Source organism: Streptomonospora nanhaiensis (genome assembly GCF_013410565.1).
Taxonomy (GTDB): Bacteria; Actinomycetota; Actinomycetes; order Streptosporangiales; family Streptosporangiaceae; genus Streptomonospora; species Streptomonospora nanhaiensis.
Window position 1 is genome coordinate 1514639 of record NZ_JACCFO010000001.1, and the last position, 15270, is coordinate 1529908.

At 71.6% G+C, this 15270-nt stretch carries 18 protein-coding genes, 5 tRNA genes and 1 pseudogene; 14 read left to right on the forward strand and 10 right to left on the reverse strand.

What is annotated here, in order from left to right:
- Positions 1–246: 246 nt before the first annotated feature.
- The 3 genes from HNR12_RS29070 (at position 247) to HNR12_RS06515 (ending at position 2130) form a co-directional block, all read left to right on the forward strand.
- The gene (locus HNR12_RS29070) at positions 247–660 is read left to right on the forward strand and encodes an NAD(P)-binding protein (protein WP_338119732.1); all 414 of its coding nucleotides are present in this window, start codon (positions 247–249) and stop codon (positions 658–660) included.
- Positions 609–1442, forward strand: a complete 834-nt coding sequence (locus tag HNR12_RS29075; protein ID WP_338119733.1) for an FAD-dependent monooxygenase — start codon at positions 609–611, stop codon at positions 1440–1442. The genes HNR12_RS29070 and HNR12_RS29075 overlap by 52 nt, the downstream gene beginning before the upstream one ends.
- Positions 1443–1656: 214 nt before the next feature.
- Positions 1657–2130: a PGPGW domain-containing protein gene (locus HNR12_RS06515; RefSeq protein WP_246425012.1), complete on the forward strand. Its 474-nt coding sequence runs from the start codon at positions 1657–1659 to the stop codon at positions 2128–2130.
- A 263-nt stretch (positions 2131–2393) separates the two neighbouring features.
- Here HNR12_RS06515 and HNR12_RS06520 read toward each other — a convergent pair.
- A tRNA-Val gene (locus HNR12_RS06520) sits at positions 2394–2467 on the reverse strand.
- 449 nt (positions 2468–2916) lie between these two features.
- On the opposite strand from HNR12_RS06520, the gene HNR12_RS06525 reads away from it, so the two are divergent.
- Entirely contained in the window at positions 2917–3336 is a 420-nt protein-coding gene (locus HNR12_RS06525) for an SsgA family sporulation/cell division regulator (RefSeq protein WP_179766654.1), read from the forward strand.
- 495 nt (positions 3337–3831) lie between these two features.
- Here HNR12_RS06525 and HNR12_RS06530 read toward each other — a convergent pair whose 3' ends face one another.
- Positions 3832–4674, reverse strand: coding sequence for an aminotransferase class IV (locus HNR12_RS06530; RefSeq protein WP_179766655.1), 843 nt, complete (start codon positions 4672–4674; stop codon positions 3832–3834).
- A gap of 530 nt (positions 4675–5204) precedes the next feature.
- Here HNR12_RS06530 and HNR12_RS06535 point away from each other — a divergent pair.
- The 5 genes from HNR12_RS06535 (at position 5205) to HNR12_RS06555 (ending at position 6229) form a co-directional block, all read left to right on the forward strand.
- Positions 5205–5636, forward strand: coding sequence for a roadblock/LC7 domain-containing protein (locus HNR12_RS06535; RefSeq protein ID WP_179766656.1), 432 nt, complete (start codon positions 5205–5207; stop codon positions 5634–5636).
- 189 nt (positions 5637–5825) lie between these two features.
- Positions 5826–5898, forward strand: a tRNA-Gly gene (locus HNR12_RS06540).
- A gap of 36 nt (positions 5899–5934) precedes the next feature.
- Positions 5935–6007, forward strand: a tRNA-Gly gene (locus HNR12_RS06545).
- 44 nt (positions 6008–6051) lie between these two features.
- Positions 6052–6123, forward strand: a tRNA-Cys gene (locus HNR12_RS06550).
- A 29-nt stretch (positions 6124–6152) separates the two neighbouring features.
- Positions 6153–6229 (forward strand) — tRNA-Val (locus tag HNR12_RS06555).
- A 13-nt stretch (positions 6230–6242) separates the two neighbouring features.
- On the opposite strand, the gene HNR12_RS06560 is transcribed toward HNR12_RS06555, so the two are convergent.
- The 8 genes from HNR12_RS06560 to HNR12_RS06595 form a co-directional block, all read right to left on the reverse strand.
- Positions 6243–6560, reverse strand: a complete 318-nt coding sequence (locus HNR12_RS06560) for a hypothetical protein (RefSeq protein WP_179766657.1) — start codon at positions 6558–6560, stop codon at positions 6243–6245.
- Entirely contained in the window at positions 6529–6999 is a 471-nt protein-coding gene (locus HNR12_RS06565; protein ID WP_179766658.1) for a hypothetical protein, read from the reverse strand. The genes HNR12_RS06560 and HNR12_RS06565 overlap by 32 nt, the downstream gene beginning before the upstream one ends.
- Entirely contained in the window at positions 6996–7352 is a 357-nt protein-coding gene (locus tag HNR12_RS06570; RefSeq protein WP_179766659.1) for a hypothetical protein, read from the reverse strand. The genes HNR12_RS06565 and HNR12_RS06570 overlap by 4 nt, the downstream gene beginning before the upstream one ends.
- Before the next feature lie 57 nt (positions 7353–7409).
- Entirely contained in the window at positions 7410–7766 is a 357-nt protein-coding gene (locus HNR12_RS06575) for a hypothetical protein (RefSeq protein ID WP_179766660.1), read from the reverse strand.
- Positions 7766–8467: an SAF domain-containing protein gene (locus HNR12_RS06580; RefSeq protein ID WP_179766661.1), complete on the reverse strand. Its 702-nt coding sequence runs from the start codon at positions 8465–8467 to the stop codon at positions 7766–7768. Before HNR12_RS06580 ends, HNR12_RS06575 begins: the two co-directional genes overlap by 1 nt.
- Before the next feature lie 37 nt (positions 8468–8504).
- Positions 8505–9305, reverse strand: a complete 801-nt coding sequence (locus HNR12_RS28250) for a hypothetical protein (RefSeq protein WP_246425013.1) — start codon at positions 9303–9305, stop codon at positions 8505–8507.
- Entirely contained in the window at positions 9299–9817 is a 519-nt protein-coding gene (locus HNR12_RS06590; protein WP_179766662.1) for a hypothetical protein, read from the reverse strand. Before HNR12_RS06590 ends, HNR12_RS28250 begins: the two co-directional genes overlap by 7 nt.
- A gap of 669 nt (positions 9818–10486) precedes the next feature.
- Entirely contained in the window at positions 10487–11338 is an 852-nt protein-coding gene (locus HNR12_RS06595; RefSeq protein WP_179766663.1) for a hypothetical protein, read from the reverse strand.
- 563 nt (positions 11339–11901) lie between these two features.
- On the opposite strand from HNR12_RS06595, the pseudogene HNR12_RS29715 reads away from it, so the two are divergent.
- The 5 genes and pseudogenes from HNR12_RS29715 to HNR12_RS06615 all read left to right on the forward strand — a co-directional run.
- A pseudogene (locus HNR12_RS29715) lies at positions 11902–12303 on the forward strand (ATP-binding protein); the annotation flags it as partial.
- 212 nt (positions 12304–12515) lie between these two features.
- Positions 12516–12671 (forward strand): hypothetical protein, encoded by a 156-nt coding sequence (locus HNR12_RS28255; protein ID WP_222600557.1) that lies wholly within the window; start codon positions 12516–12518, stop codon positions 12669–12671.
- Between the two features lie 392 nt (positions 12672–13063).
- Positions 13064–13603, forward strand: a complete 540-nt coding sequence (locus HNR12_RS06605) for a hypothetical protein (protein ID WP_179766665.1) — start codon at positions 13064–13066, stop codon at positions 13601–13603.
- A 294-nt stretch (positions 13604–13897) separates the two neighbouring features.
- Positions 13898–14668: a sigma-70 family RNA polymerase sigma factor gene (locus HNR12_RS06610; protein ID WP_179766666.1), complete on the forward strand. Its 771-nt coding sequence runs from the start codon at positions 13898–13900 to the stop codon at positions 14666–14668.
- Positions 14669–14877: 209 nt separating this feature from the next.
- A complete protein-coding gene (locus HNR12_RS06615) occupies positions 14878–15249 on the forward strand; it encodes a hypothetical protein (RefSeq protein WP_338119734.1) in 372 nt (123 codons plus the stop codon).
- Positions 15250–15270 lie beyond the last annotated feature (21 nt).

Here is a 15270-nt window from a genome sequence, read left to right on the forward strand (position 1 = left end):
GGTGCGGCGCGACCGGGTGCGGCCGCGCCCCGCGCTTCGATGCTATCGGCTCCGCCCCACCCGCTCACCCTGGTTATCCGGGGCGTACCCGTCGCGCCGGCCGGCGGGCGGACAAGGGAGCGTGTCGGGCGAAGGCGGACAGATTAGGATCCGTTGGCGAGGCGGCACCCGCCGCCCGGGTATGCCACCGGTGGAGGAGCGCGGCGGGCCGCGGCAGGGCCGCGGCCGCCGAGTCGAGGCGCGGGGGTGCGCGTGCGCGTTGTGGTGGTAGGTGCCGGGATCGCCGGAACGGCGCTGGCGGCGGCACTGGCCGGCTCCCGCCACGAGGTCGTGGTGCTGGAGCAGGCGCCCGGCCCCTCCCCCGTGGGCGCGGGCCTGGTCCTGACCCCCAACGCGGTGCGTCCGCTGCGCCGGCTGGGGCTGGGTCCGGCACTGGACCGGGTGGCGGTGCCGATCGCCGGCCGCGACGTCCTGCGCTACGACGACGACCTGCTGCTGGGCGCCACCCCCAGGACGGCGCCCACGCCGAGCGCTACGGCGCCCCCAACCTCGCCCTGCTGCGGGCCGACCTGCACGCGGCGCTGCTGGCGGCCGCGGGCGAGGGCGCGGTGCGCGGCGGGCGCTACGTCACCGACCTGCTGGAGAGCAGCGACGGCGTGACGGTGCGCTGCGCCGACGGGCGGTCTGCGCACGGCGACGTCGCCATCGGCGCCGACGGCGCCAACTCCCTGATCCGCAGCCTGGTGAACACCGAGCGCTACCGGCCGGCCCGGCGCGTGCTCTACCGCGGCCTGGCCCCGGCCGAGCGCGCGCCGGCGCTGCTGCGGGAGCCGCGCGTGCGGGTGTGGTCGGGCAGGGACCGCTACATCGCCGCCTACCCGGTGTCGGCCGGGCGGCGGGTGGCGTTCACGGCGACGGTGCCGGCGGGGGCGCGCGACCCCGACTCCTGGGCGGTGCGCGGCCGGGTGGCCGACCTGCTGTCGGCGTTCGCCGGCTGGAGCCCCACGGCCCGGGCGCTCTTCTCGGCCGCCGAGTGGGTCGGCATGTGGGGCGTGCACGACCACGGGCCGGTTCCGGTGTGGAGCCGGGGCCGAGTGGCGCTGCTGGGCGACGCGGCCCACCCCACGCTGCCGTTCTTCGCCCAGCCCGCCAACCAGGCGGTGGAGGACGCGGTGGCGCTGGCCGCGCACCTGCGGGAGGCCACGTCCCTGGAGGCGGGGGCGGCGCTGAAGCGCTACGCGCGGCGGCGCCGGCAGCGCACCGACCGGCTGCGGGAGGTCAACGAGGAGATCCTGGCCGCGGTGCGGGCGGGCGGCGACGACTCCCCCGAGGCGTGGACGCGCACGGCGGCCAAGGCCGAGGACGCCCACGGCGACTGGATCTACGGCCACGAGGCCGAGGACGAGGGGCCCGGCGGGGTTCCGGGCGACGCGGGCCGCTGAAGGCGCACCGCGCGAGCGCCTGCCGCGGCGGCGGGGCGCGCCGCTGGGAGGGCTGTGGAGGCGCCGGGAGGCGCCGAGGCGGCCGTCGGGCCCGGCGCGGGCCCCCGGGGGCGCAGCGGCCGCCTCAGCGGCCGGACGGGGAGTCGAGAAAACGATCGGTATTTTCACGGCTTGGCCCGTTACCTCGTCTTGATCCGGCCGATATTGTGACTGCATGTCTCCGAGCCCCATGACCGACCGTCCGGCCCCGGCGGCATCCCCCACCACGAGCACACGCGCACACCGGCCCTCGCGGCGGTGGCGCCGGTTCCGCACCCGGCTGCGGGTGTGGCGGCTGCGCATGCACGCCCACCCGGTCCTGAGTTGGACCTGGCGCGGCGTCGTGGCCACCGTCGGCCTCTTCTTCGTGCTGGCCGGCGTGGTCATGTGCGTGACCCCCGGCCCGGGTGCCGCCGCGATCGTGCTGGGCCTGGCCGTCCTCGCCACGGAGTTCGCCTGGGCCAAGCACCTGCTGCGCCGCGCGCGGCACTGGGCGCACGCGGCCAAGGAGAAGGCCAAGGACCGCGCGGTGCGCTCCCACCCCGACTCCCGCCTGGCGCGGCTGCTGGGCGCGCGCCCGTCCGCCGGGACCGGCGAGCGCCCCCGCCGCCGGTTCTCGCTGCGCCGCTGCGCCCGCTCGCTGGGCTGATCCCCGCGCCCGCGTCCGCGCCCCTGCGGATGCGGCGTATCGGACAGCAGATTTCCGCCGAAGCGGACCTGCCGCTCGACCATGGCGTCGGCCACACGCCGCGGCTGGTTCCGCCGACCGGATCCCGCCCGTCGGCAGGCGCTGACCTGCGGGAAAACCGCGCCCGGCGGCCGGTGCCGCGCGGGGCGCCACGTGTTCCCCGTTGCGCCGGGATGAAACAAACAAGGCCGACTCCTGATGATCGGAGCCGACCTTGATCGGGGTGGGCGATACTGGACTCGAACCAGTGACCTCGTCGGTGTGAACGACGCGCTCTAGCCAACTGAGCTAATCGCCCGGGTGTCCGGCGCCTCTCGGCGGGGCGAACACTGAAGACTCTAGCGCATCCGACGGGGTGGATTGTGCCGTCGTCCCCACCAGGCGGGCGGTACTGTGACCGACGTCTCACCAAACGGGTCCACTGCGGTGTTCAACAGCGCGCAAAACGCGAAACGCCCTCATAGGCGGACAATCGGGCGCCCACGAACATCCGGGACGCACGCACCTCCGCCTCGCGGGTGACGTGGGCCACAGATCATCCGGAAATTACTGGTTTCCGCAGCTCATTACAGTGACCGGAGGACCAGGAGGCGGCATAGGAAAACCCAGCCGCACTCCAAGAGGCATCCAACTGGCAAAGTTTTCCGGTTGCGGCGTCATAGACCGCACCCGGCCGCGTTGGAGCGGGCGAGACGGTTAACCCACCCGCGCTTTACGCGGGGCCGGACGAGAAAAGGTTTGGCGAACATGAACAGTAGCGGCACCACTGCCACCGCCGAGCTGGGCCTTCGGCTCGTGGTCCCCGACCGCACGGCGGTCCCCCTGGTCGCACGGCTCGACTACACCGCCGACGACCCCTACGCCATCAAGGTGGCGTTCCACACCGGCGAGGACGAGCCCGTCGAGTGGATCTTCGCCCGCGAACTGCTGACGGTGGGCATCGTGCGCGCCGCCGGCGAGGGCGACGTCCGCGTGTGGCCCGAGTCGGGCAACGGCGAGCGCACCGTGAACATCGCGCTGTCGTCGCCGTTCGGCCAGGCGCAGTTCGACGCCCCGGTCTCGCCGCTGGCGGAGTTCCTGCACCGCACCTACGAGATCGTGCCGGCCGGGCGCGAGGGCGAGTTCGTCAACCTCGACGCCGAGATCGAGCAGCACCTCCTGGCCTGACCGCCTGACCAGCTCGCGCCGCCCAACGGGCCGGTCCCGTCACAGCACGCCGTGGCCGACGCGCCGCGGCCGCGCAAGCCCGGCCTCTGGTTTACCCAGCGGCCAACCCCGCAAACCGGACCGGCCCGCGGACCTATTCGGCCGCGACCGTTTCTCCCGGTGGCCACCGGTTTCCGTCTCACCGCCGCAGCCGATCACGGCGCGTAGCGGCCCCGCCACCGCGCAGTCCGGCTCGGACCCGCGCTTTCGGCCGCACCGCACGGCCCGCCCCGGGCGGCAGCATCCGCCGCACCGCACGGCGCGCCCGGCGCCATCACCCACGGCGAACGGCCCGTCCGCTCCGCGCGCCCCCGCCGCACCGGAACGCCGCGCCGCGGCCTGCCCCGCGCCCCGTGCCGGAACAGGGCCGGGACCGCTGAGCGCACTCCCCGGCGGCGAGGGCACCCGCCCGCGCGGCGGGCGCCCTCGCCGCCGGCACTGCTTCCGCAGCGCTGGTCAGGGGTCCATGTCGGCGGCGCCGCGCTCGGCGAAGACCTCCATCGCCCGGCGCGTGACCGGCCCCGGGGCGGCCGGCAGCACGCGGCCGTCGATCGCCCGGATGGGCTGGACGTCGCGGCCCGACGACGTCAGGAACGCCTCGGAGACGTCGTCCAGGGCCGCCATGGGGATGTCGGCCTCCTGCCCGCCGGCCCACTCCAGGACCAGTTCGCGGGTGATCCCGGCCAGCGGCCCGGCCGACAGCGGCGGGGTGAGCAGGGCGCCGTCCAGAACCACGAACACGTTGCTGCCGGTGCCCTCGCACAGGTTGCCCGCCGTGTTGGCGAAGACGGCCTCGCCCGCGCCGCGCTGCTTGGCGTAGTCCAGGGCGACCACGTTCTCGGCGTAGGAGGTGGTCTTCATGCCCGTCAGGGCGCCGTTCTCGTTGCGCGTCCAGGGCACCACCGCGACGTCGACCACGGGCGCGATCGGCCCCAGCGGCCCCACCGCCACCACGCACGTCAGCTCACCCCCGACGCGGTCGGAGCCCAGCGGGCCCAGTCCGCCGGTGACCGTGATGCGCACCCGCGAGACGGGGATGTCGGGGTTGGCGTCCAGGGCCTGGCGCACGCCGTCGGCGATGAGGGCGGTGTCGGGCTCGGGCAGCCCGATGCCCACCGCCGAGCGGGCCAGGCGGCGCAGGTGCCGGGTGAGCGCGAACGGCTCGCCGGCGACCCCCTTCACGGTCTCGAAGACGCCGTCGCCCACCGTGATGCCGTGGTCCAGGACCGGGATCCGGGCCTCGTCCGCATCCAGGACCTTCCCCCGACCGAAACCCGCGCCGGCGATCCACACCCGCATACTCGCGTCCTCCCTTGGTTCTCCAGGCTCGCCGGCGCGCCGTGCCCGCGCGCCGGCGGGCGCCCCGCACGGGGCCGACCCCGCGGAGGCGCCACCGCCCCGGGCGCACCACCGGCCACCTGCGTCACCGCGCGGGGTGCTCGGGGGCGTCGCGGCGGCGTGCCGCCGCCTGGTGCGATCCTGCCACCTCACGGGTCCCCGCGGCAGCCCGCGGCCCGGCGCGCCGGGCCGTTCGCGGGCGCCCGCCACCGCCGAAAACCCTTACGGCGCAAGCCTTCTGTCCAATCCCGGCCGATGCCGTATATGCGACGTAGGCCACGGGTACCGTAGCGAAGCACACCTGTATCCGCCTCATCACCCCGATCCACGTACTACTCCGACACGCTGGTGCATATCGGACGCGTGGATTACGAATGGCTATCATCTGGGCAACGCTATGAGGACCCCTGCCCCGGGGCCCCGCGGACCCGCCCGCGACCCTGCCCCGGGGCCGCGCGGTCCGGCCGAGACGACGACGGATCAAGAGAGCTATGACCTCACAGAGCACCGCCCCAGGCGAGTTGAGCTGGCTGCTCGACGACCTCCTCACGCGCGCGCAGGGCACCCGCCACGCGATCGTCCTGTCCACCGACGGCCTGCTGATGGCCTCGTCCAGCCGCCTGGACCGCCCCCAGGCCGAACACCTGGCGGCGATCGCCTCCGGGCTGCACAGCCTGGCCTCGGGCGCCAGCAAGCAGTTCGGCGCCGGCGGCATCCGCCAGAGCATCATCGAGATGGACGACGCCTTCCTGTTCGTCGCCGCGGCCGGCGAGGGCGCGTGCATGGCGCTCCTCTCCGACACCGAGTGCGACGTCGGCCTGGTGGCCTATGAGATGAACAAGGTGATCCAGCGGGTCGGCCAGTACCTGTCCGCACCGCCCCGGCCGGACATGCCCACAACACCCGCCCACGTCGAGCGCTGAGCCGTCCCCGCCGCTGCTCCGCGCCCCCGTCCGGACGCCTCGACGGCGCCGCCGCGCTCCGCACCCTGCCCCGCGCACGGCGCCGCCCTGGGATTTCGATTTCGCCCAGGCGCCACGATCCGCTAAAGTTCAGAGGCAGCGAGAGGGACACCGGGCCACGCGAGACCGGCCGGGTCAACCCCACTCCGCGCGGACGTGGCTCAGCTGGTAGAGCATCACCTTGCCAAGGTGAGGGTCGCGGGTTCGAATCCCGTCGTCCGCTCGACGAACAAGCTCCCATGGGGCAACCCATGGCACTGCGGACGTGGCTCAGCTGGTAGAGCATCACCTTGCCAAGGTGAGGGTCGCGGGTTCGAATCCCGTCGTCCGCTCGGAGAAGCCGTAAGGGACACCCACGCCCTTGAGCACGGCTCGCGGCGGAGTGGCCGAGTGGCTTAGGCAAGGGACTGCAAATCCCTGTACACGGGTTCGATTCCCGTCTCCGCCTCCCCCGTTCGCACCCCGGTGCGACCCTTGGGGCGGTTAGCTCAGTTGGTTAGAGCGCTACCTTGACACGGTAGAGGTCACAGGTTCGAATCCTGTATCGCCCACCAGAATCACCGCAGGTCAGAATGGGTCTCTCAGAGACTTCCCTCCTCGGCTCACGCCGACGGGGGAGATATCTGGGAGATCCCTTCTGTTTTCGGAGACGGAGTCGGCCCTCCGGCCGCGCTGTCCCGGTAGCCGCCGGTACAGCACGTCCAGAAAATCCGGCAACTGCACCCACCGCTTGCCCGCCGGCGTCTTCGCCCGCGAAGCCTTGGCCAGGCGCCCACCGCTTTCACGCAAGGGGCGGCGCACAACAATGGCACGATTGACCTCGTCGTACTCCTCGACTTGCAGCCCGACCAATTCAGACCAGCGGGCACCGGTGGAGGCGTCCATGAGGGCCAAGACGAACCCGGCACGGCCGAAGGTGTGGTGCAGGCGCAACGCCGCGCGCAGCGCCTGCGTGGGAGTGGCGACGCGGCGGTCGCTCTGGTAGCCGCCGGATGATGTTCTCGATGTCGGGGTCTTCCAGCAGTTCTTGCAGCGGGCCAAGTCCGCAGACCTGCGCCAGCGCGCGCTGGGCCACCACACGCTCGGTCGATGCGTTCAGCACCGGACGGCCCTGGTTCAAGGCGCGCTGGGCGGCTTCGTCCAGTACCTGGCGGATGGTGCGCTCGGCTCGGCGGCGGTAGTCCTCGCCGCCCAGCGGCCCCTCGTCGTCAGCCGCGGCCGCGCTGAGGCGGCGCATCGCCTCCCCGGCGGTGAACCGCGCCCACTGGGCCAGCAGGTCGTCGCGGTCGAGAGTGGGGACGGGAGCGGTGTGCTCGGTGGTCATGCCGCGCCCGCTCGAAGCGGTGCCGAGGGCGGGGCGGGCACGTGGTCGGGGTGGAGCGCGTCTGCCAGTGCCGCGGCGAGGGAGCGCGCGGCGCGCAGCAGCGGGCGGCGGCCGGCGTGCGCGGCCGGTGTTCCGCTGCGAACGAAGGCGTCCGCCTTGGGGTCGGTGGGAAGGTGCTCGAGGACGGAGAGGCCGAGGGCTTGGCCGATCTGGCCGCCGTCGGGGCGGTGCCCGGTGACGACCAGTCCTAGGCGCCGCACTCCCCCGCGCAGGGCCGGCAGCGCCTCCTTGGCGCGCTTGAGCTGCGCCAGGTCGTCAGCCACCACCAGCAGTGCCGCGTCGGATGCCGCCACCAGGCGCGCGGCCGGCGACCGGGGCGTTAGGCGCCCCGCGTCCACCATCCACACCGCTTAGGTTGATGCCAGTGCCTGGGGATGCGGGGGGAGTATGGCCACGGCGCCGACGGCGCGGTCGGCGGTGGCCGGCGCCGGGCACACGAGCTGGCCGCCGGGCAGCGTCTGCGTGCAGTCCCGCAGCAGTCGGCCGCTCTGGTCGGGGCCGGGGAGGTCGTCGGCGCGGATGGCGGCCGCCAACTCGACCACCCCGGGTGATGTGGGCATGTGCCGCCAGGCGGCCACAGCGCCGCCGGAGGCGTCGGCTTCCACCATCACCGCGGGCATCTCCTGAGGCCAGGAGGCGGCCAGCGCCAGAGCCAGGGTGGTGACCCCCGGCGCGCCGCCCAGCGAGAACAGCGTGACCACCGGCATCAGCCCGCTCCCCCGTCGACCTCGACCACTGTCAGCGCGTCAGCCGAGGCCGCCCGCGCCACCGCCTCGGCGTCATCCGCCGCCAGCACCAGCTCCACCCGCATCGCGCCGTCCTCAGTGGCCTCCACTGACTGGACCCGCGCGGGGAACGCCTGCTGCTCCTGCGGAACACCGGGTTCGCCCGGAGTCGGCGCCTCCTCCACGGACGGCGGCTCTCCCTGGGTGGTGGCGGTGATGACCACGGCCACGTCGGCCCCCTGCCCCAGTGACGCCGGGGCCTGGTTGTCGGCCAGCCGCGCGCCGACCACCGCTTCATCAGGCTCGGGGTAGTCGTCCGGGCTCCCCAGCGCGTGCGGAGCGATCAGCGTGTCAGCGTGGAGCGGGCTCAGGAGCCGCTGCCCCACCAGGTCGTCCACCTGCCCGGCGGGGACGGCCGCCAGGTTCTCGGCCCCGGCGATCTCAACGACGTGGAGGTCCTCGGCCGTCAGCACGTGCCCGGCCGGCAGGTCGCGGGCGGCGGCCACCATGCCGCTGCGCTGGTCGACCTGCCCGAGCGCGGCGGCCACCGCCACCGCTCCCACCACCATCAACGCCGCGCCCAGGGCCAGCCAGCGCCAGCGGCGCGGCCCCGCGCTCAGCAACCGCTCGGGTGCCGGTGGTGTACTACTGCGCTTGCTTGTCCGTTCGGCTACTCCTGCCATCAGCTCGCTCCGGTTCAGGGTTCAGGGAACTCCTCGTTCAGGGGACGCGGTCCACCAGGCCGTGGGACTCCACCACGTCGACCTCGGCGGCCGCGGTGGTCACCAGGGGCTCCAACGCACCGCCGCCCTCGGCGGAGGACCACTCCACCTCCCACACCACCGCGACCTCCAGGTCGTAGACCCCCTCGGGCTCGGGCGTGGAGGGACGGGTGAAGGTGTGGCCGCACTCCGGGGAGGCCGCCGCCGGGTCATGCCGCCCCGTCACGAAGGGCGTGCCGGGGCCGTCGCAGGACACCGTGGTCCCGTCGCCCATGGACCAGTGCGCCGTGGTCGGCGTCGCGGTGACCTCCACCGAGCCGCCGGGCACCTCGGCCCGCGCCGACTCCGGCCGCCAGGTGTCCTCCTCCACCCACAACCAGACCGGTACGTGCACCAGCACCGGCTGACCGGTCGAGGGGGACGTGGTGATCTGCGGGGTCGGCGGCCACAGTGCGTCACGGGCCGCATCGATGGCCGAGGCCGCCGTGATGACCGCCGTGTCGCCGAGATCCTCCTGGCCGACGAGCGTCTCGCATTCCTGCGTGCCCAGGCCGGTCTCCTCGCATGTGGGGGCGGCCTGCACGGCCCCGGTGCCCGGAGCGCTGGTCGCGCCCCCGTCCGCATCGGGGCGGGCGTTGGAGGGATGGGCGCCGGACTCGGCTTGGGCCTCGCACCCCAGCGCGTCGCACTGCGCGTTGCCGTCGAAGTAGTCGGGGTCGGCCCAGGCGAGGGACCCGCCGCCGGCCACGAAGCCGAGCGCGAGCCCGCCGACGACCACGGTGCGGTCGCGGGTCAGCATGACCCCGCCTGGCCCAGCAGCAACTCCGAGACCTTCCAGGTCTGGCCGTCGCGGCTGACGGTGGCCTCGGCCTGGCGCCGGATGGGCTCCCGCGGGCTCTCCTCCACGAGTTCGCCGCTTTCGGCGTCCTCCTGCAACCAGGCGGTGGTGTCGACGCAGTCGCGGATGACGACCGCGGCCGCCTCGGCATCGACATTGTCGGCCTCCGGAGAGTGCACGGGGGCGCCCCGCGCCACCACACCGTCCTGGGCCCGCGCCTTCAGGCTCTCGCTCGCGAAGTCCAGCGCCTGCCCGGTGGCGTAGGGCTCAAGCGCCGCGTAATCGGGGTCGGTGGTCCGCGACTGCTCGGCGATCACCGCCCACATGCCCTCGTAGACGGCCAGTGCCTCCTCCTCGGGCGCAGCGGCACTGGCCGAGGGCGACGGCGAGGCGCTTGTCTCGGTAGGAGGGTCGGCAGACGCGCCCGAACACGACACCAACACCGTGGTCAACAGCACCGATACGGCCGCCACCGCCGCACCCCGCCCACGAGTCATCGGCAACCCCGCTGCGCTCTCGTGCATCACTCTCTTCGGATTACCGAAAGTAATACGACAGTCACACAAATCCAAGGGGTTGGCATCGCCGAATTCGCGCGGGGGTCAAATGCGCCGTATTGGGAGCATCGCCACTCCGCGGCCAGGCCATCTCCTGCCCGCATCACCGGCGAACTTCTCTATCGAGATGCAAATGGACTGTATCCAGGAATACTATGGGTAACAGCACAGAAGATATTGCAATGCACGCATTTACCCTATTTTTCCTGTGCCATCCTTAATGCACCGACATATGCCTGGCAGCGCGGTTCGAGCGGCGACTTAGGCGCCTGGGGCATGGGCGCTCGGTCGTGGTGCCCCCTCACGGTGAGGGGAGACATGGGGCCCGCAGGTGGCAGCCCGGCCAACGGGCCTGGTGTTCCAGTCCGTCATTCTCCTTCCGCCCAGTGCCGAATCATTCTCTGACGTGCCGTTTTACCCGCGAGGGCGCACCCACCAATACCGTTCGACCCCGCCGTGCACCGCGTAGGCCCGAAACCACCGAGCACCTACGGAGCACCATGACCGCGACGGCGTCCGTCCTAGACTTCGCCAGCATCCTCGAATAGCCACGTGAATGTGAACATATGGGTACGCCTCGTAGGTTCAGTGGGTGCCCTCTGCACCACCACGTACCCGAGCGATCTTGAAGATGGCCACAGGACCCAAGAACGGTGATGGACCACTAGTAAGGGGATAGTCCTGACCCATACCGGCGTAGAGGACGAGCCCGTCCCCTGACAGCTCTTTCAAGATTTCAGTGATGCTCCGCTGCGCGTCCCGTACCTCAGAACGAGAGTACTCGATATCTGACGATATATCACTCCAGTCACGGAAGGCTTGCACCGCACTATCAATGACATCCTGTTCCTCGTCTGAGCAGTCGTCTGGCTCGATGTGTTCTAACCACCCCAGGCAGCCAGAGAGGATAGGCCAAAGATCCCGCCCCGTCTTCACATGGTTGAGCGCCACGACATGAGGCTCTGGGTCGTCCACCGTAATGACATCGATAATTCGATCGACCTGATCCCTTTTCAGCTTGCTGATCACATCGGCAAGCGTCTTGATCCCCCACACTTCAATAATGACGCCCCTGTACAAGGGGCGAAGTTCGTTGTCGATGAATTGGTCAACTTCGCCTGGTGCCGTATCGTTTGTGAGGAAACGCCATACCCTCACGTCACGGTGCTCCTGGAGGCAGCCCTCCAAATCTCTGCGGATCTTTGCCTTGGTTCTATCAATCCGCTCGCCGCGCGTGGCGTGTGCCGCGAAGAACACCCGAGCTTTAGGGCAGTATCCGTCATTCTTGGTGTCCCCCTTCGGACCGGCGGCCCGCACGGGTTCATAGTCACCCGGGTACAACTCCATGCCGAGACGGTCCATGCAATCCTGGAAGGCGTTGCCCTCAAGCCGAAGCAACTGGCCTTCAACGAGTTTCCGCAGCGAGTTCTGATCCATAGGAGTCATTATTCCGATCATCCGCCCCACATCCGCTGGGGGCGGACTTACAGTGACGTGCTCGGCTGTGGAGCCGGGCCGGCGAGTGGCGAGGCAGCCGAGGACCCCGCGCAGCGTGTCGGCGTCCTCGGTGTCCTGCGCGGTCTCGGGGGCGGCAAACTGGTGCAGAAGCGCGTATGAGGCGGGGTGCGGCTGAACTGGGACGGTTGTGGATGCTGGTGCCGTGGCGGCGCCGGTCAATCAGTCACGCCTCGGTCAGGATGTTGAGGTCGTGGCTGACGCTGTGCGCGCTCGGGGTAACGCGGCGGCGAGGTCTCCGGCGCGCACGCCCTCGGAGGGGCGGCGCCACGTTCAAGGCGCGCGCCTTTGCGCGTTCCTCCATAACGAAAGCAATGGAAAGTGCCTTAAAAAACCGGTCCAGTTATACGAGAATTGGACTCCACAACATTCTAAGTACGTGCGGATATTTCTCACGGCACATATTGACTGGTCCTGAAAAGGTGGGTGTAGATGTCGGTGCCCTACCCGGCGTGCCCTGCAACCAGCACAGGGAGGGAATCCGCATGCAGCCCCACCGGCCCACACCCGCCAATCCGCCTCCGAACACCCTCTGCCGCATCCTCGCCACGTCCGATCCCTCCCAGGTCGGCGCCGTGCGCGCGTGGATCGCCGAGGCCACCGTCGAGGAGGCACGCAGCCACGACATCCAGCTCGTGGCCGGTGAACTCGTCGCCAATGCTCTAACCCACTCGAGTTTCCCGGCACCGCCCGGCCCGATCGGGATGATCGCTCTGCGTCAGAGCGCCCACCACGTCGAAGTTCGGGTCACCAACCACGCCCCACGGCCCGGGTCGGTACCGCTGCCCCGTCCAGCCGACCCCGACGCGGAGTCCGGGCGAGGACTGCTCCTCGTGGCGGCCCTCGCCGACATATGGGGCTGGCACCGTGAAGACACCCGGATCACCGTGTGGGCACGCTTCCACCGCTGCGGCGGTGCCCAGTGGTGGGCCTGCGCGGTCGGGGCCGCACGTCCGTGCGCACTCCGCGCCACGCCCGCGTCTCCCCCGCCGTCAAACCCCGCACATCGGCCGCTGCCCAACCGGTGTTCGACGCCGCCGCCAGCGCCCGCGCCTTGGCGCAAGCCCTTCGAGCGCGCGGCCGACAGCGGGTCTACGGTGTGGCCGATCCCTGCGTCTCGGTGGTCTCCATCCCGCAGGCCACCGTGTGGTGTCGCGGCGGCATGCTGGTCTGGCGCGACGCCTTGGGCAGGCGTGTGCAGATCTTCGCCGAGGAGATCGACCACGCCGTAGCGCTCCTGCTCGCCGCCCCCTGAGACCTTCACCCGCCAGGCGCGGCAGTCTGTCGAGAACGCCGCAGGGCCCGCAGCCAGCCCGGGCTCTATCGATGGCTGCCCGCCACGCCGCCGGGGAATGAACCACCGTCCCGAGCAGCGTCCGCCTCCGCCCGGGACACCCACAGAGACCTCTGAACTGGCCTGTCAGCAATGTGTCGGCGGCCGGTCACCGTTTTGATGAGACCGCCCGGCGCGGTGAGGGGCGCCGCTTCGCACGGCCCAGTCCAGCCTTCGCACCCGGGCGGTAATGACCGCCTCACCTGGCCTGTCAGCGACAGGTCCTCGGTAAGTCACCAACCCCGTCGGCTGCGGCGTTCTATGAGCGCCGCAGCCGCTCGCCTCCAAACCAGCGTTTCGGAAAGGATCCGGCCGTGCCCTGCCATCCCCCCTCCGACGACACCGCGCACAATCACCACGCCCGGGAGCCGGACACCTTCGCCGACGTCCTGCAGCGGCTTCCTGAACTCGGCCGCGTCCTTTACACCGGCTCCGCCAAGCACACGCGCCGCCTGGATGAGACCACCGGCGCCAACCGGGGAGTGTGGGCGCGCAAGACATGGCGGGCGCTGCGCTGCATGAACGCCTACGCATCCGCCAAAGCCGGGACGCCTCCCTATGCGGGCGCCCTCATCGACTTCTGCGGCGATCCGGACGTCTCGGCGGACCTGGCCATGCCCGTACGGCAGATCGCGCCGAGAGAATCCGCTCACGTCAACGCAAAATGGGAAAACGAGCGTGTTTTCCCCGTCCCAACACGGGTGCGCCGCCGCGGCGCGGCTCGGATGCAGGCCCACATCAAGATCGCTTCCCGCGGCGTGAGCCCCCGCATCCACTACCTGGACGACACCGCCAACACCGGATTGATCGTCGTGGGCTGGATCGGCCGCCACCTCACCAACACCAAGACCTGACGCTCGGGAAGCCTGCTGGTAGCCCGTCCCCATGTTCGATCGGTTTGAGCAGGCCACCACAACCGCGAGTTTTTTTCAGAAGCTGTCTGGAACTTGGGGGAATGACGCCGACGCATCAGTGTCAGCGCAGGTCACGGCCCAGAAAGTCCGGCGCGCCCGGTGAAAGGGCTGGGCAGGCCGTCCGCAGCCGGTGAACGACAGACCATCGCAGCGTGAGCGGCCTGTCGGCGGTGTGTCCACGCGGCCCTTTGGGGTGGGTCCGGTCAGCACCGGCCGACCGGAAGGGCCCCGCTCATGGACGCCACCCACGCAACGATGATGCCGCCTTCGGTGGCGCCGCTGCGCGCCGCCGAACGTACCTTCGACGCCTTGGCCGACCGGCTGTGGCTGGAACCCCGCGCCCCCAAGCGGCCTGAGAAGTCCGAGCTGGTTCCGCCCGTGGCCATGGACCTGCGCCAGGCGCGGGCGTGGCTGCTGCAACCCGAGGTCGACCACCGCAAGGCCGACCGGTTGTGGCGGCTGGTCATCGCCCGTGCCCGCGCCGAGGAGGCGTGGATGACGGTGGCGGTCGGACCGGCACTGCCCGGCGTGCGCGGGGCGGCCCGGCGCACCTGCCGCGGCCTCAACGCCGAGCAGGCCGCCGATGTGGAGGCCGAGATGCTGGCGGCCTTCGTGGTGGCGGTGGGCACGGTCAACACCGGCTGGACGCGGTTGGCCTGGCGGCTGCGCTGCCGCGCCCAGCGCGCCGGCATGCGCGCCCGCCACCGCGAACTGTTGGCGCCCGTTGTCCAGGACCGGTTGGAGGAGACGGAGGAGCCGGCCCGCCCGGGCGGCCACCCCGACCTGGTGCTGGCCCGCGCAGTGGCCGCCGGCGTCCTGCCACCTGCGGAGTCCGAGCTGATCGGGCGCACCCGCCTGGAGGACACCACGCTGCGCACCGTGGCTGCCGAACTCGGGGTGGAGTACAAGACCCTGCACAAGCGCCGCTCGCGCGCCGAGGCCCGTCTGGCCAGGGCCTTGACCGCCCAGGGCGCCCTTTCGGCCGCCGGTGGAGGCCGGCGGTGAGCGCGCCCGGCGTAAGCGGGCCGCGCCGGGGTGTCGATTCTGTGGGGCGTGGTGACGGGTTTTCCCGGGTGAGTCCGGCACCGCCCGCAGGCTGCTGCCCGGTGTGCCCTGACACTCACCTGTGCCGCCCCGCCCCAGTCCGTGGAAGGAGGACGCCCGCGCGGGCGGTGCCGGACCCCGACGTGGCCGACCGGGTGCGGAGGTATGACGTGAAGGACCCGCGACGTGAGGGGCTTTGGTTCCGGGCGCTGCTGGCGGTGGCGGCCGTGGTCGCCGCGGTGGCGGCGATGCTGCTGATGCCGGGCGCGGCGTGGGCCGACAGTGGCCCCGCCGGCACCCAGGAACTCGTCGAGGTCGTGGAGCGGATCCGGACGGTCATCGTCTCGCTCCTGGCGGCGCTGGCCACGCTGCTGCTGACCGTGGGCGGCCTGCGGTGGCTGCTAGCGGGAGGCGACTCCGGCGAGGTCGACCGCGCGCGCCGCTCGCTGATGGGCGCCGCCATCGGGTACGGCATCGCGATCCTGGCCACGGTACTGCTGGACATCCTGCAGTACATCGTGGGCGACGCGGGCGGCGGGTGACCGCCATGACGGTCCCGCTCC

Excerpts from the sequence above, each read along its gene's own strand:
- HNR12_RS06525 (WP_179766654.1), top strand. The coding sequence starts at position 2,917 with ATGAACAGTAGCGGCACCACTGCCACCGCCGAGCTGGGCCTTCGGCTC.
- HNR12_RS06535 (WP_179766656.1), top strand. The coding sequence starts at position 5,205 with ATGACCTCACAGAGCACCGCCCCAGGCGAGTTGAGCTGGCTGCTCGAC.
- HNR12_RS06575 (WP_179766660.1), bottom strand. The coding sequence starts at position 7,766 with ATGCCGGTGGTCACGCTGTTCTCGCTGGGCGGCGCGCCGGGGGTCACC.
- HNR12_RS06530 (WP_179766655.1), bottom strand. The coding sequence starts at position 4,674 with ATGCGGGTGTGGATCGCCGGCGCGGGTTTCGGTCGGGGGAAGGTCCTG.
- HNR12_RS06515 (WP_246425012.1), top strand. The coding sequence starts at position 1,657 with ATGTCTCCGAGCCCCATGACCGACCGTCCGGCCCCGGCGGCATCCCCC.
- HNR12_RS06560 (WP_179766657.1), bottom strand. The coding sequence starts at position 6,560 with ATGGACGCCTCCACCGGTGCCCGCTGGTCTGAATTGGTCGGGCTGCAA.
- HNR12_RS28250 (WP_246425013.1), bottom strand. The coding sequence starts at position 9,305 with ATGCTGACCCGCGACCGCACCGTGGTCGTCGGCGGGCTCGCGCTCGGC.
- HNR12_RS06565 (WP_179766658.1), bottom strand. The coding sequence starts at position 6,999 with ATGACCACCGAGCACACCGCTCCCGTCCCCACTCTCGACCGCGACGAC.
- HNR12_RS06580 (WP_179766661.1), bottom strand. The coding sequence starts at position 8,467 with ATGGCAGGAGTAGCCGAACGGACAAGCAAGCGCAGTAGTACACCACCG.
- HNR12_RS06595 (WP_179766663.1), bottom strand. The coding sequence starts at position 11,338 with ATGGATCAGAACTCGCTGCGGAAACTCGTTGAAGGCCAGTTGCTTCGG.
- HNR12_RS06610 (WP_179766666.1), top strand. The coding sequence starts at position 13,898 with ATGGACGCCACCCACGCAACGATGATGCCGCCTTCGGTGGCGCCGCTG.